Annotated in this window: 20 protein-coding genes; 8 read left to right on the forward strand and 12 right to left on the reverse strand. The window is 41.2% G+C overall.

The window, feature by feature from the left end:
* Position 1: 1 nt before the first annotated feature.
* The gene (locus HHO47_RS09505) at positions 2-4,984 is read right to left on the reverse strand and encodes a non-ribosomal peptide synthetase (RefSeq protein WP_169020089.1); all 4,983 of its coding nucleotides are present in this window, start codon (positions 4,982-4,984) and stop codon (positions 2-4) included.
* 334 nt (positions 4,985-5,318) lie between these two features.
* Here HHO47_RS09505 and HHO47_RS09510 point away from each other — a divergent pair, with 334 nt between their 5' ends.
* On the forward strand, positions 5,319-5,585 hold the full coding sequence (locus HHO47_RS09510) for a hypothetical protein (RefSeq protein ID WP_169020090.1): 267 nt from the start codon (positions 5,319-5,321) through the stop codon (positions 5,583-5,585).
* Positions 5,586-5,682: 97 nt separating this feature from the next.
* Positions 5,683-5,784: a hypothetical protein gene (locus HHO47_RS19340; protein ID WP_348981646.1), complete on the forward strand. Its 102-nt coding sequence runs from the start codon at positions 5,683-5,685 to the stop codon at positions 5,782-5,784.
* Here the strand turns inward: HHO47_RS19340 and HHO47_RS09520 are convergent.
* The 5 genes from HHO47_RS09520 to HHO47_RS09540 all read right to left on the reverse strand — a co-directional run bounded on the left by HHO47_RS09520 (position 5,779) and on the right by HHO47_RS09540 (position 11,276).
* Entirely contained in the window at positions 5,779-6,027 is a 249-nt protein-coding gene (locus tag HHO47_RS09520) for a YheU family protein (RefSeq protein ID WP_169020091.1), read from the reverse strand. The two genes, HHO47_RS19340 and HHO47_RS09520, sit on opposite strands and share 6 nt — an antisense overlap.
* A 2-nt stretch (positions 6,028-6,029) precedes the next feature.
* Positions 6,030-7,004: a hydrolase gene (locus HHO47_RS09525; protein WP_169020092.1), complete on the reverse strand. Its 975-nt coding sequence runs from the start codon at positions 7,002-7,004 to the stop codon at positions 6,030-6,032.
* 828 nt (positions 7,005-7,832) lie between these two features.
* Positions 7,833-8,654: an alpha/beta hydrolase gene (locus tag HHO47_RS09530; protein ID WP_169020093.1), complete on the reverse strand. Its 822-nt coding sequence runs from the start codon at positions 8,652-8,654 to the stop codon at positions 7,833-7,835.
* A gap of 290 nt (positions 8,655-8,944) precedes the next feature.
* On the reverse strand, positions 8,945-9,367 hold the full coding sequence (locus tag HHO47_RS09535) for a TIGR02444 family protein (RefSeq protein WP_169020094.1): 423 nt from the start codon (positions 9,365-9,367) through the stop codon (positions 8,945-8,947).
* A complete protein-coding gene (locus HHO47_RS09540; protein WP_169020095.1) occupies positions 9,351-11,276 on the reverse strand; it encodes an ATP-binding cassette domain-containing protein in 1,926 nt (641 codons plus the stop codon). The genes HHO47_RS09535 and HHO47_RS09540 overlap by 17 nt, the downstream gene beginning before the upstream one ends.
* Before the next feature lie 143 nt (positions 11,277-11,419).
* On the opposite strand from HHO47_RS09540, the gene HHO47_RS09545 reads away from it, so the two are divergent.
* On the forward strand, positions 11,420-11,623 hold the full coding sequence (locus HHO47_RS09545) for a YheV family putative zinc ribbon protein (protein WP_029216159.1): 204 nt from the start codon (positions 11,420-11,422) through the stop codon (positions 11,621-11,623).
* Between the two features lie 13 nt (positions 11,624-11,636).
* On the opposite strand, the gene HHO47_RS09550 is transcribed toward HHO47_RS09545, so the two are convergent.
* On the reverse strand, positions 11,637-11,852 hold the full coding sequence (locus HHO47_RS09550) for a SlyX family protein (RefSeq protein WP_169020096.1): 216 nt from the start codon (positions 11,850-11,852) through the stop codon (positions 11,637-11,639).
* On the reverse strand, positions 11,839-12,837 hold the full coding sequence (locus HHO47_RS09555; RefSeq protein ID WP_169020097.1) for a WD40 repeat domain-containing protein: 999 nt from the start codon (positions 12,835-12,837) through the stop codon (positions 11,839-11,841). Before HHO47_RS09555 ends, HHO47_RS09550 begins: the two co-directional genes overlap by 14 nt.
* 202 nt (positions 12,838-13,039) lie before the next feature.
* Here HHO47_RS09555 and fkpA point away from each other — a divergent pair, with 202 nt between their 5' ends.
* Positions 13,040-13,792 (forward strand): FKBP-type peptidyl-prolyl cis-trans isomerase, encoded by a 753-nt coding sequence (gene fkpA / locus HHO47_RS09560; RefSeq protein ID WP_169020098.1) that lies wholly within the window; start codon positions 13,040-13,042, stop codon positions 13,790-13,792.
* A gap of 55 nt (positions 13,793-13,847) precedes the next feature.
* Here the strand turns inward: fkpA and HHO47_RS09565 are convergent, their stop codons facing one another.
* Complete coding sequence (locus HHO47_RS09565) at positions 13,848-14,897, reverse strand: S66 peptidase family protein (protein ID WP_169020099.1); 1,050 nt, start codon at positions 14,895-14,897, stop codon at positions 13,848-13,850.
* A gap of 174 nt (positions 14,898-15,071) precedes the next feature.
* Complete coding sequence (gene rsd, locus HHO47_RS09570) at positions 15,072-15,539, reverse strand: sigma D regulator (RefSeq protein WP_169020100.1); 468 nt, start codon at positions 15,537-15,539, stop codon at positions 15,072-15,074.
* A 495-nt stretch (positions 15,540-16,034) separates the two neighbouring features.
* Between rsd and hemE the strand changes: the two genes are divergently transcribed.
* The gene (hemE, locus tag HHO47_RS09575; protein WP_169020101.1) at positions 16,035-17,099 is read left to right on the forward strand and encodes a uroporphyrinogen decarboxylase; all 1,065 of its coding nucleotides are present in this window, start codon (positions 16,035-16,037) and stop codon (positions 17,097-17,099) included.
* 87 nt (positions 17,100-17,186) lie between these two features.
* On the opposite strand, the gene sthA is transcribed toward hemE, so the two are convergent.
* Positions 17,187-18,614, reverse strand: a complete 1,428-nt coding sequence (gene sthA, locus HHO47_RS09580) for a Si-specific NAD(P)(+) transhydrogenase (protein WP_169020102.1) — start codon at positions 18,612-18,614, stop codon at positions 17,187-17,189.
* 13 nt (positions 18,615-18,627) lie between these two features.
* Complete coding sequence (locus HHO47_RS09585; RefSeq protein WP_169020103.1) at positions 18,628-19,761, reverse strand: acyl-CoA desaturase; 1,134 nt, start codon at positions 19,759-19,761, stop codon at positions 18,628-18,630.
* Between the two features lie 126 nt (positions 19,762-19,887).
* Between HHO47_RS09585 and fabR the strand changes: the two genes are divergently transcribed.
* The 3 genes from fabR to leuB all read left to right on the forward strand — a co-directional run bounded on the left by fabR (position 19,888) and on the right by leuB (position 23,515).
* Complete coding sequence (gene fabR / locus HHO47_RS09590; protein WP_169020104.1) at positions 19,888-20,505, forward strand: HTH-type transcriptional repressor FabR; 618 nt, start codon at positions 19,888-19,890, stop codon at positions 20,503-20,505.
* Positions 20,506-20,888: 383 nt separating this feature from the next.
* Entirely contained in the window at positions 20,889-22,442 is a 1,554-nt protein-coding gene (gene leuA, locus HHO47_RS09595; protein ID WP_145242424.1) for a 2-isopropylmalate synthase, read from the forward strand.
* The gene (gene leuB, locus HHO47_RS09600; protein ID WP_169020105.1) at positions 22,439-23,515 is read left to right on the forward strand and encodes a 3-isopropylmalate dehydrogenase; all 1,077 of its coding nucleotides are present in this window, start codon (positions 22,439-22,441) and stop codon (positions 23,513-23,515) included. The genes leuA and leuB overlap by 4 nt, the downstream gene beginning before the upstream one ends.
* Positions 23,516-23,536 lie beyond the last annotated feature (21 nt).

Raw genomic sequence — 23,536 nt, forward strand, 5'->3', positions numbered from 1 at the left:
ATTATAGCTCCATTACCTGAGCTGAACATGGCTGTGGCATGTCCTCAGTGGAATTGATTTCTGTTAATGCCATCGTATTGAGATACTGTGCCAGAGCTGCCACAGAGGGGCTTGCGATAATGGCCGACAGCGGAATAGCAAGCTGATGCCACTTTTGTGCATTACGAGCCAATTGCACCGCTAAAATAGAGTTGCCACCTAAACGATAGAAATTGTCGTGGATCCCAACTTGGTCTAACTCCAAGGTCGTTTGCCAAACATCACAGAGTGTTTGCTCAAGTGCTGTGCGTGGTGGGGTATAAGCATCAGGTGTATTGAGCTGTGGTAATGGTAATGCTTTGTGATTTAGTTTTCCGTTTACTGTTAAGGGCATGGTACTCAACTCAGTGATGCTGTCTGGTACCATGTAAGTTGGTAAGTGTGTTCGCAATTGGTTTAGTAGGTACTCATTGTCAAATATGGCATGGCTTTCCATCACCACATAGCCACTTAGTGTGGTTTGTTGTTGGCGTTCATAGGTGATAATAGCTGCCTCTTTAACTCCTTCACATTGGAGTAATTGTGATTCAATTTCACCTAGCTCGATTCGGTGACCTCTGATTTTTATTTGGTTATCTAACCGACCTAGGTATTCTAAGTGGCCATTGGGCAGCTGCCTTGCTTTATCTCCTGTTTTGTATACACAGACCTGCTGACCATCAATTGTGACCGTGAAAAAGCGTTGATTGGTGAGCTCAGGTTGATTGAGATAACCGACGGCCAAACCTGCGCCTCCGATAAACAACTCACCAGGTACACCTACAGGCACTTGGCGCAATTGGTTATCGAGTACAAATGCCCTCATATCATTGAGAGGTTTGCCTATGTCAGCAATAGTTGTGTTCATATCAGGATGAAGCGGTAAAGCGGTAACGTGTACAGTGGTCTCTGTGATCCCATACATATTAACGAGGTTGATAGTTTGACCAAAGTGCTGCCACCATGGCGTTAGTCTTGTGTAGTTGAGTTGCTCACCACCAAAAATAACGGTTTTCAATGTATTAAGCTTTGCGCCTGACTCAATAGCAGCATCACTGAAGTTATAAAATGCACTGGGGGTTTGATTGAGTATCGTGACACCATACTGCTCGCATTGTTTGACAAAAGTAAAGCTGTCTCTAACCTCTTGATAGTTCGGAATGAACAGCTTTGCGCCGTGACATAATGCTCCCCAAATTTCCCATACGCTGAAGTCGAAAATAGTATCGTGATAAAGCACCCAAGTATCTTGTGCGCTGAATTGAAAGTCAGGTTGGGTTGCTTGCAATAGACGAGAAACATTTTCATGATTTTGGATCACGCCTTTAGGTTTTCCCGTGGTGCCAGAAGTGTAAATAACGTATGCATTACTCTCAGGTGTGACCACGGCCAACGTGGCATCACAGTCAGTGATATCTTTATCGAGGTTGAGTAAAGGCCAACTATCACGCTCGATACTAGATAGCGCGTTGATACTCTTTGTATCGCTCAGTACTACCTCAAGTTTGGCGTCTTCGATAATAAAGCGATTTCGTACAGCTGGAGCTCTGGTGGATAATGGCACATAAGCCGCTCCCGATTTAATTACCGCCAGCATAGCAATAATGGTTTCAACTGAAGGCTGCAGATATAAACCGATAAAATTTTGCTTTCCAAACTGTGAGATGAGGTAAGTCGCTACTTTATCTGCGCGGTCGTTCAGCGCCTGATAACTTAATGTACCTTCACTCGTGATTAATGCCGTTTGGGTAGGACGAGACTGAACTTGTTGGTTAAAAAGAGAGAGCAAATCTTGTTTTGGATACTCTGCTGTGCTGGCATTATGCTCAGTGCTACCGGCCAAAGGTAGCTGCTCGAGCGTTGTGCTGCCTTCTACATTTATGAGCTGTGATAACACATCATTGAAGCTATCACTGAGTGCATTTATAAACCAAGGGTCATAACGATTTAGGTCAAACTCCCATAACATGGTGACAGAGTCATCTTGGTCTTGTCCCACCCGTGTGATGATAACGATATTGAGTTCGAATTTTGATGATTGACTGCTAATCGCTTCGTAATATTCGATGTTATCTAAGCCAGGTAAAGTGAGATCAGGTAAGGGGGAATCGTGGAAACTAAAGCAAATTTGAAATAAAGGATTCACACCTTGGATCCGCTCTGGGTTCACATCGGCTACCACTTCTGTAAAAGGGAGCGTTTGGTTGGCTAACATATCATTGCTGACATCAAAGCAATGTTGGATAAGTGCATCAACACGCATTTGGGGTGTTTGCTGAACACGCGCGACAACGGTGCTGACCAGCATTCCTATGGTGTTTTCAACATTGGTATAACTGCGGTTTGCCACGCCTGAGCCAATACAAATATCTTGATCGCCACTAAAGCGTGACAACACCACATTCAGTGCAGCCAGAGCAACGGAAAATGGTGTGACTTGGTGCTGTTGACTGAAGCGTTTAAGATTATCCCAAAGTGTACGTGGTAATTTTACTCGATGCGCTTTTCCTCGTGCCCTGGGTACCTCACCTAATCGAGAAACTGGCAAGTTGATCCTACTGGGGGCATCTTTTAATTGTACCTTCCAAAATTCACGTTGTTGGGTTGCTTGATCTGAGCGCAACCAGTCGTGTTGATAGGCCGCATAGTCTGCATATTGTGTTATTTCAGGTAGTTGCCCTTGATGTGCACCATTGAGGCGTTGTTTATAACAGCTGAAAAGGTGGTTAATAAAGATATTGGACGACCAGCCATCATGCACTAAGTGGTGCTCAATATGGATTAAAACATGCTTTGTATCGTTTATTTTGACGATAGCAAACCGTGCCAATGGCAGTATGTTAATAGCAAATACGTCATTCATTTCACAATTAACCAGCTGATCGACATGCTCAAGTGCTGTTGCTTCTGGGTAGTCACTAAAATCAAAATAGGGCACATCTTGTTGATAATCAGGATCAATGTATTGGATTGGTTGGTGTAAATCATAGTAGGTGCGAAATACATCATGGTGCTCTACAACATCCTGAATGGCACCTTGCATGGCTTCTACGTCGAATTCACCGCTGAACGTTGTTGTACATTTGGCATGGTACGCTTTATCACTCGGATCTGCTTTAGCTAGAAACCAAATTGCGCGCTGCTGCAGGGATAACGGCACTGCATTTTGATATTTCGCATCTCGTTTTGGTAATGCAACGGTTTCGAACTGGTTTGATTGTAATGCTTGCCAAACCTGTGCAGTGCTGCGGTGACGGTAAATAAGTGTTGCAGGTACACTTATGCCTAGCTGCTGGAACAGTTGATTACTCAGATTGATGACCGAAAGCGAGTCGCCACCTTGCTGGAAAAAGTCCTGCTGCCATTGCAGTCCTGGTAAACAAAAACTTTGAAATTGCGCTAAAAAATCTTGTTGAGTACGACTAAGGGTAATATCACTACCATCTTTGGTAGAGGTTAACTCATAGTTTGACAGTTCATGGGCATTTACCTTACCGTTTTCAGTCATAGGTAATGCTTCCAAGCGTTGATAGTGATCTGGGATCATGTAACTCGGTAATGTTTGTTTTGTGATGGTATTAATACTTTGCACTAACAGGCTATCCAGCGCTTGATGCGTGACTAAAAAGGCAACTAAGAATTTTGCGCTGCCACGCGTGACGACTTGGCAGCTCACGAGTTTAACCGCGCCATGCTGTGCGATAACTTGTTCAATTTCCCCCAGTTCAATACGGAAGCCGCGCAGCTTAATTTGATTGTCATTACGACCAATAAAATGATAACGTTCACCATCAAAGCGAACTAGGTCACCTGTTTTATATAATCTGGCCAAATAAGACGGGTCGCTATTAGGGTGATAATAAGGGTTATCAATGAAGCGTGCTTTGGTAAGCTCTGGACGATTTAAATATCCTTTTGCGATACCGGCACCACTGATATATAACTCCCCCTCAGCTCCTTGGCTGACTTGCGCTAATTGCTCATCTAATACATAGAACCGAGTATGCACAAAGGGAGTGCCAATAGTAAACTCATTATCCTCAAGTGAAAACTCGTTAGCACAGGCGCCAACAGTATATTCAGTTGGGCCATAACCATTGAAAATGCGTGTGATTTTAGACAGATTTTGCAGCATTTCTAAGTTAGGTGTTTCCCCTGCCACTACAAGTGTTTCAAGTGTATTCAGGTCCTCGGGATCCATCAATGCGAGGAGCGCTGGGGGAATACAAGCAAACTGTATGGTATTGCTCTTGATCAATTTACCTAGTGCTTTTTCATCTTTACGTTCTGCTTCCGTGGCAATATAAACCGTATGCCCTAATAAAATAGGAACGATTAGCTCAAAGACACTGGCATCAAAAATATAAGAGGCAAAAAGCAGCACGCGATCGACTTTATCTAACTGAAACCTCTCAATTTGTGCTTCTGCTAAATAATGTAAATTTTGATAAGGGATCTCGACACCTTTTGGTGTACCGGTAGTACCAGAGGTGTAAATTACATAAGCGATATCTGTCATCGCTGAGTTAGCGGGCTCAATTATCTGTGATACTGGTGATTCAATATACACTTGCTCGGTATTATCTAGCTGTGGTGCACCTTTATAGTGTTTGTGTGTGAGCACAATCGCAGCTTGGCTATCATCAAGAATGAACTGGCAGCGGGCAGATGGAGCCTCTGTCGAGATGGGAATATAGGCCATTCCAACTCGGATAGCAGCCAGTATGCCGATAACCATTTCGATACTTCGGTCAAGGTAAAGTGCAATATAATGGGAGCTAATATGATTTAACATTGCCTTATGTTGAATATTTGTCGCAACTCTTTCAACTTCTTTCTCAAGCTCTCGGTAAGTTAATATTTTGTTATCACAAATTAAAGATGCTTTACTTGCGTGCTGTGAAAAGGCTTTATGTAGCAGAGCCTGAGGGTGCTCACTTAAATTGATAGATGGTGTTGTGTCCATTTTAGTACTCCTTTAAAACATATAAATCATTCCTGTATATATTGTGTGTCAAATGAATCCAAAATGTAAGTAATTTGTTTATTTTTTGGTGGGTGATCGAGAGGAGTTGGAGCAAATAATCAAACATCGCTACTATGGGGTATCGAACTAACAAGGAATTATCATGAAAATCAAAACTCTAAGTACAACTTTTTCGGCAACTGCTTGCAACTGTACATTACATTGGTGATACGAGCTTTTGGGATCCAATCAGACATGTCCAAAAGATGGCGATTATCAGCCAAGTTGGTAGCTGCATCAGATGTAAGGAGTTGCGCTAGGAAGTAGTAAAGCAATGGTTGAAAAAGTAACCGAGGCTTTAAGTGGTAGAGATCTATTTGACGCTGAGCTCTTTTTTAAGGGCGATGAAGTTTACTTTAGTGCAGTTTCATCGAAGCTATATGACTCCGATATAGTCGCACTTATCTCTCAAAAATTAAGCGAATTTGAGCTGTATGCTGGTGCTATTTTAGGTTTGCCTATCCCCACCATTCACTTCAATCGGCATCGAGTGTGGTCTTCGTCGAAGGGGAGTCTAAAAAATTATAGTTCAACAATATGAAAATTATTAAATTGGCAGATATTTTTCGATTTGAAAGTATTGGTAATCACGCAGCAATATTATACGTCTTGATGCTATTACTGAGCTAGAAGAAACGATTAATTATGCTCTACTTACAAAACTAAGTAACAATGCAGAAGTCGAGATCTCTCGTCGTCAAGCTATAAAATTAAAGCAACAAATGATTTTTGCTTTATAAGGAATCAGAATGCACTTCACTTTGAAGAGCTTTAAATTCGCCTTTAGAAATAATAGTTACTGATTCATGCAGTTCTGAAAAAAACAGCATGGCCTCGCCATTGTGTAGTTGTTGTTTTACTTGTGCGACTTTGGCTTCCATACTGTATTCAACGTCACCGTAATCGGTGCCTTCACGTAGCACATAGCTTTCGATTAAATTGTATAAGGTATCTTTATCTAGCTGTTCGTGTGGGATGATCATAATTACTCTTTTTTGGCGATCTGGGTGAAGAAATCTGGCACTACATGCTCTAACCAATAAATCGGTTTAAATGGGTTATTGCCACTTATAAAGCCAACATGGCCGCCTTTTTCTGAGACTTGCAGCGTAATATGCTCACTAACATCTTGCCTACTGGGTACAGCTTTAATTGATAGCATTGGGTCGTCTTTCGCATGAACAATTAATGTGGGTGTTGTAATGTGTTTTAAATAAGGCTTAGCACTGGCTTGTTGATAGTAGTCTTCAGCACCCACAAAGCCGTGTAATGGTGCGGTAAGCTTATCGTCAAATTGCCATAAATCGTTAATACCCATAAGTTGTTCAGGTGTTAAGTTAATTTGTTGCTTGATTTGAGGGAGCTTTCGCTTCATTGATTTTTTCATGCGATCAAGCAAGTACTTTTGATAAATTTTAGCCAAACTTTTACGAATTACTTGGCATGAAGGCGATAAATCATAAGGAGCCGAAATAACCGCCGCTCCATCGAGTAAGCATTGCTCACCTTGTTCGCCTAAATATTTAGCCAGTACATTGCCACCGAGTGAAAAACCCACTGCAACCATTAAACGCTGAGGAAACAGTTGTTTAAGTTGTTTGATAAAAAAGTCGAGATCACCCGTTTCACCGCTATGATATGCACGGGGTAGGCGGTTAACTTGCGTAGAGCAGTTACGAAAATGCATTAAAACAACACTAAACCCCTGCTTTTTTAGGGCTTTCATCATGCCTTTGGCATAAAAGCTATTGATATTACCTTCCAGGCCATGCAATACAACCGCCAGCGGTGCGTTATCGTTTTTAGGTTGTGACCAAGCGAGCTCTAAAAAATCACCGTCGGGAGTATCAAGCTGCTCTAACTGATAGCGAGTATTATGAAAAGGCCGAAAAAACCGTGGCATAATGGTTTGCACATGGGGATTAGTCATCCACCAAGCTGGCTTGAAATCTGTAGACATAAGTTAAAACATGTTTAGCTAATAGAATCGCTAGTGTAACAAACTTTTAATAATAAAAAGCCCCTAATCAAATAACTTGATAGGGGCTTTGTGCGTCGTGCTTAATTCTGATCGGGTGTTTTATCGTCATGTACTTTTTTGATAAAAAAGTACACAAAGAAAAGGCATAAACTGATCACTACTCCTAGAAAACCAAATGATAAAAATAGTACTGGGTCACTAAAAAAGTCTCTGAAGAATACGTCCATAAATGCCTCCTAATGTTAATGGTTTAATGATAGTGACAGTTTGGCTGGGTTGTTATGATCCAGATCAAGCTATTTTCCTAAGTTGATTAGCGGTGATACAGAAGTTGATTTGGATCAAGCTTTAAACGAAGGCTGTTAATGCATTAAAAAAGTAGTTAAGGGCTTTTACACTACAGATTTTTAAAATAACAAAAAGTTAGATCAATCTAAGTGTGCTTATAAAAATTGTCGTTATAAATCAGTTGCATATATTAACTGTTGGGCTCGGGCATTCATCGTGTAGGTCGTCATCTATGTTTAACTTAACCTGTAAGCTTTTTAACAATCAGCATGTGTACATTTGTTTTAGCTAAGAAGTGAATTGAGAGTTTATTTAAACATTATTTGTGCAAAGGTTAAGTGTATAAATTAATTAAGGCGGCACTTCGCTAAATCAAAAATTAATGCAGAGACATTTACTTGCCATTGAGCTGTGATGATACGGGCACTACAACAACCACTGCTCACTCGGGTTTTGGTAAGCGCTCTGCTTGCTAATTTCGCCTAAGTTAAAGTTATTACCTTATTTTTTATGATACTTTTACTGCTCCATATAAAACTGCTTAAATGCATCGTAAACAGCAAGGTGTAAAGTCTCGTTATAATCAAGTTGTTCAAAGTAGGTGAAGTTAACTTGCGAAGACGTAGGAAGCTCTTTTTTTAATTTGTTGTAAACTTGTTTGGCACCTTCTTCCATAACCTTACCTTCTTTACCTACCGCCACATAAACAGCTTTGGGTGAATGAGTAGGGCTTACTGGGTTATTTAATAATTTTGCGTCGTTAAACCACATGCTTGGACTGATAATTATATAGCGCGAAAAAAGTTTAGGGTGCTTTAGTAGTATTTCCGTTGCGAGTAGCCCGCCTAACGATTGGCCAATTAACGTGTTTTCTTGGTTACTACGATAGGTTTTATTCACCAGTGGCTGTAATTCTTTTTCTATGAATTGAATAAACTTTGCAGAACCACCATGAGTTGGTAGATCGCGTATGTCTAAAGGGTGTGTGCTTGGTGGGGTGTAATCATGTTTTCTATCGATATTGGCTATGCCTACAACAATACTTTTTGGCAACATTTTTAGCGAAGAAAATGAGCCAAATTGAACCAAACCGGCAATATGTATAAAGTCTTCTTCTTTTGAGCCATCTAACAAGTAAATGACAGGGTAAGTTTGTTCGCCATTATGTTTATAGCCTTCTGGTAGATAAACATTTATCTCTCTTTTTTGGCCTAAAATGGAAGATTGAAATGATAGTGTATCACCAAGTATAAAAGGAGTTTTAGTGATCTCGTTGCAAAAAGCATTAAAGTTGATGATAAGCGCTAACAGTATGAAGGGAATTGTTTTTTTATACTTCATAAGTAATCCTTTTAGTTTTAAGTTTTGATATATCGTTTTTTACCTGTTCAATATACTCACTAAAGACATTCATCGTACAGTTAATTAACTCATGAGAGAGTGATAAAAAATCATAGAACGTTTTAATTACCGTTTTGGGTTTTAGGCTGCAAAAGGCAAAGTCTACCGCAATTAAGAGTAGCCATGAGCTGGGTCGTGTTTAGTCTGTTGCTTATCAATTTTTAAAGTTTCCTGAATATAACCAAGCAAAGTTGATGAGTCTACTTGGCTGTGGAATTAACGTTTAAAGCTCAAGCGTTTGCCAAATACATCCCAATATTATGCGGCGCTGCCTGTTTTGCTAAATCCATGCAATTAACCGCATCTATCAACATCTCTTGCTGTTGCTTTTCTAGCTTTAACTCGGCGCTGAGCAGGTCTTTACGAATTGCAGCATAATCTGCAATCTCGGTGTGGTTGGTTTTTAAATAGCCGCGGGCGGCACGCAGCGGTTGTAATACCTGCTGATCAAATTCACTAATACATTGCTCAAGTTTGTTTAACTGAGTTTGGCTAATTGCTAGATTGAGAGAGTCTAAATAATAAAGTAGCAGGCACAGGTTAACGTTTTTACCTTGCTGGTTTTGGTAATCTAATAGGCGTGCTTGCATGTCACCTTTACTGTAAAGGCGACATGCAAATTGCCAAAAACCTCTGCTATTGAGCAAGTTCATTGGCAAACGCTTGTTCTTTTTCTTCCATCTCTTCAAGGGCCATTAATAGCTCCTCTTCGATGTCATTTACTTTTGGTGTTAATGTCGCTTGTTTTGCTAGTAACTCTTTGAGTTTTGCTTTGTTGTCATCGTTATAAAGCTCGTTATCGCCAAGTGCTTCTTCGATTTCTGCTAATTCAGCTGAATGTTTATCAAGGTGTTTTTCAAGCTTTTCAATCTGCTTTTTGAGTGGTTGAATGGCTTTTCTAAACTCAGCCTCTAAACGCTTTTGTTCCTTGCGATTAACGTTTGAGTTTGCTTTTGGTTCATTGTCATCTTGAGTGATTTTTGTTGCTTCCTTATTAGCATTAAGTAACCATTGATAGTATTCGTCTAAGTCGTAGCCAAACTGAGTTACTTCACCGTTATCCACTAAGTAGTATTCGTCGGCGGTATTTTTTAGCATGTGACGGTCATGGGAAACGGTAACCATCGCGCCTTCAAACCCTTGCAACGCCATTACTAAAGCATGACGCATTTCTAAATCAAGGTGGTTTGTTGGCTCATCCAGTAGTAATAGGTTAGGTTTTTGATAGACCAGCATAGCAAGTACTAAACGGGCTTTTTCACCCCCTGAAAACGGTGCTACGGGCTCAAGAGCTTTATCACCAATAAAGGCAAAACCACCTAAAAAGTCACGCAGTGATTGCTCGGTGGCTTTAGGATTTAAACGCTGCAAATGGGTAATCGCGCTGGCTTTTAAATCTAGCGATTCCAATTGATGCTGAGCAAAGTAACCAATGTTTAAACCCTGATGTTGAAATACTTCACCGGCTTGTGGCTGTAGCTCACCAGCGAGTAGTTTTATGAGAGTTGATTTACCTGCACCATTACGGCCAAGTAGGGCAATGCGACTACCAGGGACTAAGTTAAGTTTTATGCTTTCTAAAATAGTCACATCACCATAACCCGCTTTGGCTTTATCAAGCGTCATAAGCGGGTTAGGTAAAGCAAGTGGCTCTGCAAACTCAAAATCAAACGGCGAGTCAGCATGAGCTGGGGCGAGCTTTTCCATTCGTTCAAGCGCTTTCACACGGCTCTGCGCTTGCTTGGCTTTACTGGCCTTTGCTTTAAAGCGGGTAATAAATTGTTCAAGGTGAGCTATTTGATCTTGTTGCTTTTCGAACATTGCTTGCTGTTGTAATAGGCGTTCAGCTTTTTGACGCTCAAATTGCGAGTAGTTGCCTTTGTAAACATTGATCTTTTGCTTGTCGATATGCCAAATTTGATCAACTACCGCGTCTAAAAATTCTCTATCATGAGAGATCAACATTAGAGTACCCGTGTAAGCGCGTAAAAAGCGCTCTAACCAATACACCGCATCTAAATCTAAGTGGTTGGTTGGTTCATCCAGTAATAATAAATCCGCATCGCGAATAAGCGCTTGGGCAAGGTTTAAGCGCATTCGCCAACCACCGGAAAAATCACTAACGGGGTTTTCAATTTGGTTATTTGCAAACCCTAACCCGTGAAGTAATTCGCCGGCTTTGGCTTCTATGCTATAGCCTTTAATATGCTCAAGCTGTATGTGTACTTTGGCTTGGGTATCGCCATCATTATTTTGTTCGGCCTCGCGCAGCGCGATACGCATGGCGTAATACTCAGGATGGCCTTGTAATACATAATCAATTGCGCTGATATCTAGTGCTGGCGTTTCTTGTTTTACCGAGGCGATAGACCAGTCTTTAGGGATACTGCAATTACCTGCATCAAGCTGTAACTCAGATTTCAATAAACTAAAGAGTGTTGATTTACCGCAGCCATTGGCGCCAACTAGGCCAACTTTGTGTTCTGGAAATAATGTAGCTGAGGCATCTTTAAGGAGTGCTTTACCGCCGCGAAGTAATTCAATTTCTGAGATCTGGATCATGTAGTCTGCGCTTTACTGTGCCTTTGTGAACTTGGCGCTATCATAGCACGGAAGCTGGGCTATATTTCAATCGTCAGCGTATCAACTGGGTAGTTATTGGGTTAAAATGTAGCAAGTTTCTTTTCAAACTGTGGGAAAGCGTAGTGAAACAGAAAAAACGATTTATTGCTGGGGCAACCTGTCCAGAGTGTAAAACCATGGATATGATGATGCTTTACAAAGAGCACGATGTAGAGAAAGTCGAATGTATGCAGTGCGGCCATAAAATGGCACAGCCAGAGCAGGCTGTTCAGGCATCAACACGCCAATTTGAACAAGTCATTGGCGTGTTTAAACCAGGCGATTAAGCGCCCGCAACCATCAATAGTGTGGCGGCGGAGGCTCTGGCGTGTCTGACATCACCATAGATGATGATTGCGACTCTTTAATTTTTTCAGCCAGTAGCTCTGTTTGGCGCTTCATTTTTGCCAACAGCTGCTGGTGCACTTTTATTTCATCATTTAAAATTTCAATCGTTTCGTCTTGAAAAGCCACTTTGGCTTCAAGTTCTGTTAAGCGATGCTCAATTGTGTTCATTTTTCTCTCGTCTAGTAAAGCGCTCAGCGATCCCACTGGAGCTTTCGGTTAACAACGCAGTATCGTTGTCAGTAAAAGCGACATCAAGTACCACTGCCGATTTTGGTCTACTGCCTTCTCGCGGTGTTACATGCCAACTTTGAATTTGTTCACCACTGGATAATTGCCATAGCTCCACTAAGCGGTTTGGTGAGCCTGTTGCCAGCAACGTGCCTGCTGTATTAAAGCGTACCGCAGTGAAAATTCTCTGGCGGGCAATATACGCCAGTTTACTAACAAGATCACCTGTTGTCAGCTGCCATACATGTGCTTGTGTCATACTGTCTGCGGTAAATGCATAGCGACCTTGCGGATCTAAGGTCACTTGGGTGACACGACTTGGATGGTTAAAGCGATGGATCACTTGTCCGGTACGAGTATCCCAAAAGTACGCCGCATAATCGTTGGAGCCACTGAGAGCAAAATTTCCGTTGGGCGATAAAGCAACAGCGTTAATTTTTTCTTGATGACCAAGGAACTCAATGCGTCTACCGGTCTCTAAGTCGAGGTAAACAACAACGCCATCGCTACGACCGTACAAAACACTGCGGCCTTGGTTACTAATGGCGATATCACGAATAGTGGCGGTTTTTATTTTGTAGTAGCCGGTATTTTTGCCTGTGGCAATATCCCATACTGCAAAAGTGGTTTTTTCAGCGGTAACAGCGTGGCTGTTGTCATAAGCGATAGCCACGGTATGTACTAGGCTATCTGCGTCTTGTTGCTGAAACCATTGGTATTTTAGTACTTGCTGTTGATTATCCCATAGGGCGACCCCATGGTGTATAGAGGAGATCAGGCTGTATTTGCCATCATGAGATATTGCGGAGGCGAACGCGCCTCTGGCTGCATGCTCGTAGCTTGCAGTGGCTTGGTCTTTTTGTTCTGAGCAGGCAATCAGCAAGGTGCAGCACAGAAGATACAAAAAAGTACGAAATATCGACATATTACAGCTATTTCCCCTTAACTCTTAGTGATTGAGAGGTTAGACTAGGGCTCGTGAAAGCCTAGGTTGTTTATCTAATTAACGTGAAAGTGAGCGTATAGCCTACTATCAGCAATTAGATAAGTAGCCTACCATGGGCCGTTAACCTTTAACTAGTAATAATACAATAAATGACATCTGCAAAGTGTGTCGGAGATTTAAAATGAAAAAGACGATTAAATTGTCATTGATTGCAGCGTCAGTTTTAGCGCTAACAGCTTGTAATCAAGAAGCAAAACAAGAACAAGCACCTGTTAAACTTGAAACTGAAGTACAACAACAAGCATACGGTATTGGTGCATCTGTTGGTAACTTTTTAAATAAAGATTTAGCCGATAAAAAAGAGTTAGGCATTGAGCTTGACCAAGCACTATTAATTCGTGGTTTTGAAGATGCCCTTGCTGGCGACGCAAAAATTGACGAAGAGAAAATTCGTGAAGTATTAACTGCACTTGATACGTCAGTACGTACTAAACAAGAGCAACATGCCAAAGTAGAAGCTGAAAAAAGCCAAGCTGAAGGTGAAAAATATCTAGCTGATAACGCTAACAAAGAAGGCGTAACAGTAACTGAATCTGGCCTACAGTACGAAGTGATCACTCAAGGTGATGGCGAAATGCCAGTAGCAACTGACGTAGTTAAAGTGCACTACAAAGGCACGCTACTAGATGGTACTGAATTTGATAGTTCGTATGCTCGTGACGAACCAACGACTTTCCCACTTAACCGCGTAATTGCGGGTTGGACTGAAGGTTTACAACTTATGCCTGTAGGTTCTAAGTATAAGTTTACTATTCCAGCAGAACTAGCATATGGCGATCGTGACTTAGGTAAGATCCCAGCTAACTCAACACTTGTTTTTGAAGTTGAATTACTTGAAATTCAAAATGAAGAGCAAGCAGCAGCTGCAGAGTAATTAGTTAATCTGTATTGAAAAGGGGCTAATTAGCTCCTTTTTTGTTGCTAAAATTTTAGCTAAAGGCGTTTTCTTTCATGGTCAACGTACCTGCATCAGCATTGAGTTCGATTTGCGTACCGACCGGCAAGATAAATTGTCGTTTTATATGGCCAATCATCGCCCCTCGGTAGGCAGGGATAGCCAGCGGTTTTATATAATCTGCAAAAATTTCATCTAGCGTCAATGAGCCATAGCCATTTTCCGGGCTGCAATCGTTACAGTCACCAAATACAAATCCTGCTATTTTGTCCAGTGCACCCATTAGTTTTAAAGTGCTGAGCATGCGGTCGATCCGGTAAGGTGCTTCATCGATGTCTTCTAAAAATAAAATAGCCCCGTCAAATTCTGGTAAATAAGCTGAGCCAGCTAGCGCTGTTAGTACAGTTAAATTACCGCCGACAAGTTGTCCCGTTGCTTTACCAGAGGTAATAGTTTGAGTTAGGTATTGGCTATTAACTAATTCATCTTCGGCTTTTGGCAAGTTGCTAAAGTGCATGCGGGTTTGTTGTTCAAACATTTGTTTAAATTGTTTAACATGGAATGGATTCCAATCACTAGAGGCGTTAGGTCCATGAAAACTAACAATACCGGCTTTAGCTAGTAACCCGTTATGAAGTGCAGTGATATCAGAGTAGCCCATTAGTGGCTTGGCATTAGCGCGGATCATTGCATAATCCAGCAGAGGTAAAATACGTGCTGCCCCAGAACCACCTCGCAAACAAAAAATAGCATCAACACTGCTGTCGCTAAATAGCGCATTAAGGTCGTCTGCACGCTGTGTATCGGTGCCCGCAAGGTGCCCACGTCTTGCCATGATATTAGGCGCTAATTTGACTTTGTAACCCAGCGCTTCAATTATTTGCTTAGCTAAAATAATATCTTTTTGATTTGCTGTTGCTGCTGATGGGCTAGTTACACCAATCGTACCTCTTCTTGGTAAGGCGCTCGGCTTTTTTAAACTTAGCGTCGTTTGACTTGATCGATTAGCTGCTTGAGCGCTATTGCCTGCGAGTAATCCTGCACTGAGGAGTGGTACAGACTTCAAAAATGTACGTTTATTCATGGCGAACCTTTGTAGTTTTAATGCACAATAAGGCTATAATTACATCATTGAAATATAAAGTTCAATTTTATGGGTTGTTTGAGGAATATTAAATTTACAGATGGGTAAGGAAAGATTCAAAGTAAACAGCAAACAAGGAGCTTAGCTCCTTGTAACGTAATAATTGTGTATTATCTAGGTGTGATTAGAATATAAATTATCAATTAATTCATCTTCTAACTCAAAGCGCAACTCAAGTGTTTCACCCAGTTTTGATAAGTCGTCATCAAAATCATTGAGTAAGTCTTCTTTATCCACCTCTGCATATTTGTCATTAAAATCAAGTGAAATGTCAGTAGTTTGCGAAATTCGTGGATAAAGTTCATTGGCAAGCTGCTGACTGTTAGGGCCTTTTTGCTTACATGCCTTGGCAATGTCGTCATACACTTCAAAATGACCAGCAGATAAATAATCCATCAATAGTTGGCAAAAATTTTGGATCTGTAATTGGTCAGGTAAAGCATGATCTTTTTTATCATACGGTGAAAAGCCAGCAATACGACAATATAAAACTAACAGCTCTTGGCGTTCTGAGAGCCATTTATCGATCACGGTGTGGCTACCACCCCATTTTTGTTGAGCTTTTTCCAAACGCGTCAGCATTATCATTCTCCTTAGCTGGGTTGGTTTCTTCTATAACAATGAAATATGCCGCAAAGATCAACACATTTTTTTATAATTTTGTAATAAAAAAATAACTACATGATATACAGTTAGTTCTTTATAAAATATAAATCGTTTATAGTGTTTCAGGCAAGAAAAAACCACCATAAAGGTGGTTAATTTCTTTTCCATGACTTGTTTAAACAAGCTTTATTATTATTAAAAGATTTTTATTTTTATTGTTATGTAACTTTTATTGTTTTTATTGTTAACGCGAGACAAGTTATACCAAGGTTTTTACTATGTTGCAAACATATTAATGAAAAACTTCAAATGTTATTGTTTGTTGTATTAATTTTGCACTAAACAAGCATCTTCAAATAGGTTATTAATCTGTATCAATACTAAGGTTAATTAGTGCCATAGCGATAGAGAGGTGTGCGATATGGTGATACAATCTGCGTAATATCTATCAGCTTTAGGATCTTTTACGCTATGAGCGAATTAAAAAACGACCGTTATTTACGTGCACTACAAAAACAGCCAGTTGATGTGACTCCGGTATGGATGATGCGCCAAGCAGGGCGTTACTTACCAGAATACCGTGCAACTCGTGCACAAGCGGGCGATTTTATGAGCCTGTGTAAAAATGCTGAACTCGCTTGTGAAGTAACATTACAGCCGCTGCGTCGTTACCCATTAGATGCCGCTATTTTATTTAGTGATATTTTAACTATTCCAGATGCGATGGGCTTAGGTTTGTATTTTGAAACCGGTGAAGGTCCTAAATTTGAACATCCAATTTCATCACTTGCTGATGTACAAAAAATTCCAAAGCTCGATCCAACCGATGAGCTTGGTTATGTTATGAATGCCGTAAGCACGATCCGTCGTGAACTAAAAGGCGAAGTACCGCTAATAGGTTTCTCGGGTTCGCCTTGGACACTTGCTACTTATATGGTTGAAGGTGGGAGTAGTAAGACCTTTGGCAAAATCAAAAAAATGGCATTTGCTGAGCCAAAAACACTGCATTTGTTACTTGATAAGCTTGCTGATTCAGTGATCGATTACTTAAATGCACAAATTAAAGCCGGTGCGCAGTCTCTAATGGTGTTTGACTCATGGGGGGGGGTATTGAGCCCACGTGATTATAAAGAGTTCTCATTGCAGTACATGCACAAAATTGTTGATGGTTTAATTCGTGAATACGATGGCCGCAAAGTGCCTGTTACGTTATTTACTAAAAATGGTGGTCAATGGATTGAAGCGATCGCAGCAACGGGTTGTGATGCAATTGGTCTCGATTGGACAATTAATATTAGCGATGCTAAGCGCCGTGTCGGCGACAAAGTAGCTCTGCAAGGTAATATGGATCCATCAATGTTGCACGGCACGCCAGATCGTATTCGTCAAGAAGTAGCGACTATCCTTGAAGATTTTGGTACTGGCAATGGTCATGTATTTAACTTAGGCCATGGTATTACGCCTGATGTTGATCCTGAAAACGCGGGGGTATTTATTAATGCCGTACATGAGTTTAGTGCGCAATATCATAAATAATTAGTTCGCTTTATGCATGAACATTAAAAAAGCCCGTTTAAAGTTAAGCGGGCTTTTTGTTGTCTTTTAAAACGCTATCTAAAATTCTTATTTAAACAGTCGATTCAAACCATTTAACGCGGCAACCCGGTAGGCTTCAGCCATAGTTGGGTAGTTAAAGGTAGTATTTACAAAGTAATCAATATTATTGCCGCCATTTTTTTGTTCCATAATGGCTTGGCCAATGTGCACGATTTCAGAGGCGCGCTCACCAAAGCAATGCACACCCAATACTTCTTTGGTTTCGGTGTGGAATAATATTTTTAAACTGCCTACTTCTGTACCAGCAATTTGCGCCCGTGCTAAATGTTTAAATTGAGCTCTGCCGACTTCATAAGGGATTTTCGCGGCGGTTAGCTGTTGCTCGGTTTTACCTACAGAGCTCATTTCAGGAATGGTATAAATACCTGCTGGAATATCAATAATTAGTTTTTCGTCACAGTTGCCGCAAGCTATTGCATCAGCAGCAATGCGGCCTTGATCAAACGCCGCACTCGCAAGGCTTGGGTAGCCAATGACATCACCAACGGCATAAATGTTATCGACCTCTGTTTGGTAAGTTTCATTAACTTTTAACTGCCCGCGGCCATCAGCTTTTAAACCAACCGCTTCAAGGTTAAGTCCGTCAGTATTACCGGTGCGACCATTGGCAAATAAAATACAGTCAGCTTTAACGCGTTTTCCTGATTTGAAATGCATAACAACGCAATCATCACGGGTTTCAATACGGTCAAACTCTTCGTTATGACGAATAACAATACCGCTATTCCAAAAGTGATAGCTTAACGCATCAGATATTTCAGCATCCATAAAGGCAAGTAAACGGTCGCGAGTATTAACTAAATCAACTTTAGCACCTAAGCCCTTAAAAATAGACGCATATTCACAACCAATGACACCAGCGCCGTAAATAAGCACACGATGGGGGTCATGCTCTAGCCCTAAAATAGTGTCGCTGTCGTAAATGCGTGAATGGGTAAAGTCGATTTCCGGTGGGTGATAAGGGCGAGAACCCGTAGCAATAACAATGGTTTTAGCAGTTAGTCGTTCGGTTGAATCATCAAGACGTTTAATTTCAATGGTGTGCTGATCAACAAAGCTAGCATCACCTTGAAACATATGAATACGATTACGGTCGTAAAAGCTACTGCGTAAATTTGATTGTTTAGAAATAACCGAGCTGGCGTGGCGCAAAATATCAGGAAACGTTAACCGACTAGGGCGCTCACCCACATTAAACAATGGATTTGCTTTGTACTCTATGTAGCGGCTAACAGAGTGCCGTAGTGCTTTTGAAGGGATAGTACCCCAATGTACGCAACCACCACCAACAGCGGTCTGGCGTTCGATAACGGCCACTTTTTTGTTGCTTTTAGACAGATTCATGGCGGTACCTTCACCGCCAGGACCTGTGCCTATAATAATTGCATCATATTGAAATGATGGTTGTTCTTGCTTTACTTGTTGTTTGGCCACAGCCACTCCTACATTAACTAAAAGAGGCTTTTAATAACCTCGCATTAAGTGTAAGCCACGCCTGCTTTTGATTTTCCCAGGCTGCTTCCAACTCATGATATTGTGTCATTAAAGCTGATTTTTCGCATTGTTGCAGCATGTTATTCTTTTTAACTTCTAAAACTTGCTTTTTTAGTGCACAAAAGTGTTGTAGTTTTTTCAGTAATAAATCGTACTCTTGCTGCAATAATGTAAGTTTATCTTGGGCTAAAGGCAATTTCGCGAGGCGATTTTGCGTTCTATTCATTAACGTTTCGGCTTTCGCTTTTTCGATGCGCTCAACTGGTGTACGCTTTAATTTTTTAGCAAGTCCAACAGCCGCAAAAGCGCGGATCATCCATTTGGTGGGATCATAATGAAACCATTTTATGCCATTGCGATAATCACTGGCAAAAATATGATGAAAGTTATGGTAACCCTCGCCATAAGTAAATAAGGCTAGAATCCCGTTATCACGAGCGGTATTTTTTTCAGTATAAGGTCGAGAGCCCCAGATATGCGCCACCGAATTGATAAAAAAAGTGAAATGCTGGCTCAATACCAAACGCAACAATCCAGCTAATAACAGCATGCCAAATACATCGCCAATCATTAAACCCAGCAAAAGTGGAATACCAATATTAGTCGCTAATACTAATTTCATATAATGACGGTGTTGCCACATCACTATTTTATTACGTTGTAAATCACGACAATTACTATAATCACCATAATTGTCGCCTTGGTAATCGCGTAACATCCAACCTATATGGCTATACCAAAAACCGTTAGTCGCGGCGTATGGATCTTTTACAGGGTCATCAACTTGACCATGATGAACGCGGTGATCACTGCTCCAGTGCAGCGCACTATTTTGTAGTGCAAAAGCACCGCCTAGGGCAAAAAAGGCTTCTACAACAGGATGAGCGTCGTAAGTTTTATGGGCCCATAAGCGATGGTAGCCTGCGGTAATTGACATACCAGCATAAAACATACAAGCAATAAATGCGATCCAATGACTACTGGTAAAGCCATGGGTAAACCCATACCAAGGCACTAATGTGGCAGCAGCCAAAAAAGTAATACTAAAAAATAGGACATTGGTCCAAATAATCGGTGGTTTTTTCATCTTTTAAAATCTGAGCGTACACTTGTAAGCTAAAATAATATTTCATTCTCCTGCCGTCAAGTATTAGACTGGGGAATTAAGATAAAAATCACCATAAATTGATTTAAATTAAATCAGGAGTAGTTCATGTCGGGTGTTCGCGCGCAACAGAAACAAAAAACACGACAAGCTTTAATTGAAGCGGCATTTAACCAATTAAGCGCCGATCATAGCTTTTCTAATTTAAGTTTACGTGAAGTTGCTCGTGAAGCAGGTATAGCACCAACCTCATTTTACCGCCACTTTAAAGACATGAATGAACTGGGTTTAACCATGGTCGATGAAGCCGGTTTAACGCTACGTCAGCTAATGCGCCAAGCACGCCGACGCATAGCCAGTGGCGGCAGTATGATTACCACCTCAGTGGTTACATTTATGGAGTTTATCGATAATTCTAGCAACCAATTTAGGCTACTACTACGCGAACGTTCCGGCACTTCTAAAGCGTTTAGAGCCGCTGTAGCTCGTGAAATTAAACACTTTATTTTAGAGCTTGCCCATTATCTTGAAAGCGAAACCCCGTGCGATGCAACTCATGCGTATATTCAAGCAGAGGCTATGGTCACGCTAGTATTTAATGCCGGTGCTGAAGCCCTTGATATTGAAGGCCAACAACGTGATGAACTGGTTGAGCGCGTTATTTGGCAATTACGTTATATCACGCGTGGCGCTAGTAATTATGTGCGTGATGGTAATAAAGAGTAAAAAATAGCAAAGAGTTAATCTAAGCATAGGCTGGAAGCTGATTAGTTTAATAGGCTTTTATTTTCGGTTTTTTTTATTAACTTATGCTTAAAACTTTATTTTTTGGATTATTAATTCTTTTTGTGCAGTGTTTAATTCCTTTTTGTGGAAATATTATGCTTGCATGCGCAGTTTTGAAGTGTTAAAAATAGGGCTCGCTGAACACACACATTTAGTAAAGACGATGCAAAACACTTATTTAATTACATTAAACCTGAACCTCTTACTGCAAGCTTTCGTGAGCGGGGATTAGTGTATTTGCATTAAGTAAACACAAAGAACCCCGCATATTGCGGGGTTTTTTTTATCTCGCATCCAGGGCCGCAGAGAATTAAGGGTAGACTATGCAAGAACAAGATAAAGTATGGATTTTCGACACCACCTTACGTGATGGTGAGCAAGCGCTTAAAGCAAGCCTAACCGAAGAAGATAAAATCCAACTGGCGCATACCATTAGCCGCCTAAATGTGGATGTGATGGAAGTTGGCTTTCCGGTTTCGAGCCCTGCCGATTTTCGTTCAGTACAACGTATTGCAACCGAAGTAAAAGGGCCGATTATTTGTGGTTTAGCACGCGCTGTTGCCAAAGACATTGAGGCCTGTGGCGAAGCATTACGCACGGCGCAACAAAGTCGTATTCATACTTTTATCGCTACCAGCCCGCTGCACTTAGAGCATAAACTACGCATGAGCTTAGATGACGCCACAGCGATGGCGGTTAAATCAATCAAACTTGCCCGTAATTATACCGATGATGTGGAATTTTCATGTGAAGACGCAGGGCGTACTCCGCATTGGGATTTATGTAAAATTGTTGAGCAGGCAATTAATGCTGGTGCATCAACTATTAATTTGCCGGATACGGTTGGCTTTGTTACGCCAGACGAATACGCGGCGATGATCCGCCATTTAATGAATAACGTGCCAAATATTGATAAAGCACGGTTAAGTGTGCATTGCCATAACGATTTAGGTTTAGCCGTTGCTAACTCGGTTGCTGCAGTGCAAGCTGGTGCACGTCAAATCGAATGCACCATTAATGGTATTGGTGAGCGTGCGGGTAACTGTTCACTTGAAGAAGTGGCGATGATCATGAAGATGCGCCAAGACCACTTAAAAGTGTACACCGATATTCGCAGTGAAGAGATTTATCGCGCTTCACGCCAAGTGGCGAAAATTTGTAATATGCCAGTGCAACCTAATAAAGCGATTGTTGGTGAGAATGCTTTTGCCCACAGTTCAGGTATTCACCAAGATGGCGTATTAAAAGCGCAAAACACTTATGAAATTATGTCACCAGAAAGTGTTGGCGTGCCAAACAATCAATTAAACATGACTTCACGTTCGGGTCGTCATGTTATTGAACATCGTTTAGAAGAGCTTGGTTACCAAAAGTCTGATTACGATATGGATAGTCTATATGAAAGCTTCTTAACCCTTGCAGATCAAAAAGGTACAGTATACGACTATGACCTTGAAGCGATGATTTATTTTAACCAAATCAGTGATAAAGACGACAAATACCAATTAGAGTTTGTTAACTCAACGTCTAACTCACAATCCGTAGCAAGCTCTACTATTGGTATGACGATTAATGGTGAGTCTAAACAAGAAGCAGCCACTGGTAATGGCCCTGTAGAGGCATCATTCTTAGCGATTGAACGTTTAACGGGTATGGCTGTTGAAATGATTGAATTTAATCTAGAAGCAACCGGTGAAGGTGCCAGCTCATTAGGTGAAGTAAATATAATAGCTAAATACGATGGCCGCCCTTATCACGGCGCGGGCATTGCAGCGGATGTGGTTGAGGCGTCAGTACGCGCCATGATCCGCGTTTATAACTTAATTTATCGTGCACAAAAAGTGTCTGATTTAAAACAACAAAGGAAAGCAGGATGAATCAATCAAATTATAGCGTTGCGGTATTAGCAGGCGACGGTATCGGCCCAGAAGTAATGGCAGCAGCAGAGCAAGTATTGGATGCTGTGAGCAGTAAATTTGGTTTTACTTTAACTCGTCATCATCATGCCATTGGCGGCGCTGCGATTGATCAATTTGGTAAAGCGTTACCCGATCAAACTCTTGCTGCGTGTGAAAGTGCCGATGCAATTTTGTTTGGTTCAGTGGGCGGCCCAAAGTGGGAGCATCTTCCTGCCAATGAGCAACCAGAGCGCGGATCACTTTTGCCACTACGTAAACACTTTGGTTTGTTTTGTAACTTACGCCCAGCGCAACTATTACCAGCACTGAGCGCAGCATCACCATTGCGTGCCGATATAAGCGAGCAAGGCTTTGATATTTTATGTGTGCGTGAATTAACCGGTGGTATTTATTTTGGCGACAAAGGCCGTAGTGGCGAAGGAGCTGAAGAATCAGCATTCGATACACAAACTTATTCACGTAAAGAAATAGAACGTATCGCACGTTTTGCTTTTGAAGCAGCAAAACTGCGAAATAATCATGTAACTTCAGTAGATAAAGCCAACGTATTAGCATCAAGCGTATTATGGCGTGAAGTTGTAACTGAAGTCAGTAAAGACTTCCCAGAAGTAAGGTTAGATTATATTTACGTTGATAACGCGGCAATGCAGTTAGTTAAGCAACCAAGCCAGTTTGATGTGTTACTGTGTGATAACTTATTTGGTGACATTTTGTCAGATGAATGCGCGATGATCACCGGCTCTATGGGCTTATTGCCGTCAGCTAGTTTAAATCAGTCTGGTTTTGGTATGTATGAACCGGCGGGTGGATCAGCACCAGATATTGCAGGTAAAGGGGTGGCAAACCCAATTGCACAAATTTTAAGTGCCGCGTTAATGCTACGTTATTCATTAGGCCAAGATGAAGCGGCGCGCAGCATTGAAAAAGCAGTCGCTGAAGCGGTAGAAGCGGGCGTAGGCACACCGGATATTTATCCAAATGCAGGTTACACCACGCAAAACGTAGCCGCAGCGATTGTCGCTCGTATATAAAATCGCACATATTTAAACAAC

This window comes from Pseudoalteromonas arctica, assembly GCF_012927645.1.
GTDB classification, from domain to species: Bacteria; Pseudomonadota; Gammaproteobacteria; order Enterobacterales; family Alteromonadaceae; genus Pseudoalteromonas; species Pseudoalteromonas arctica_A.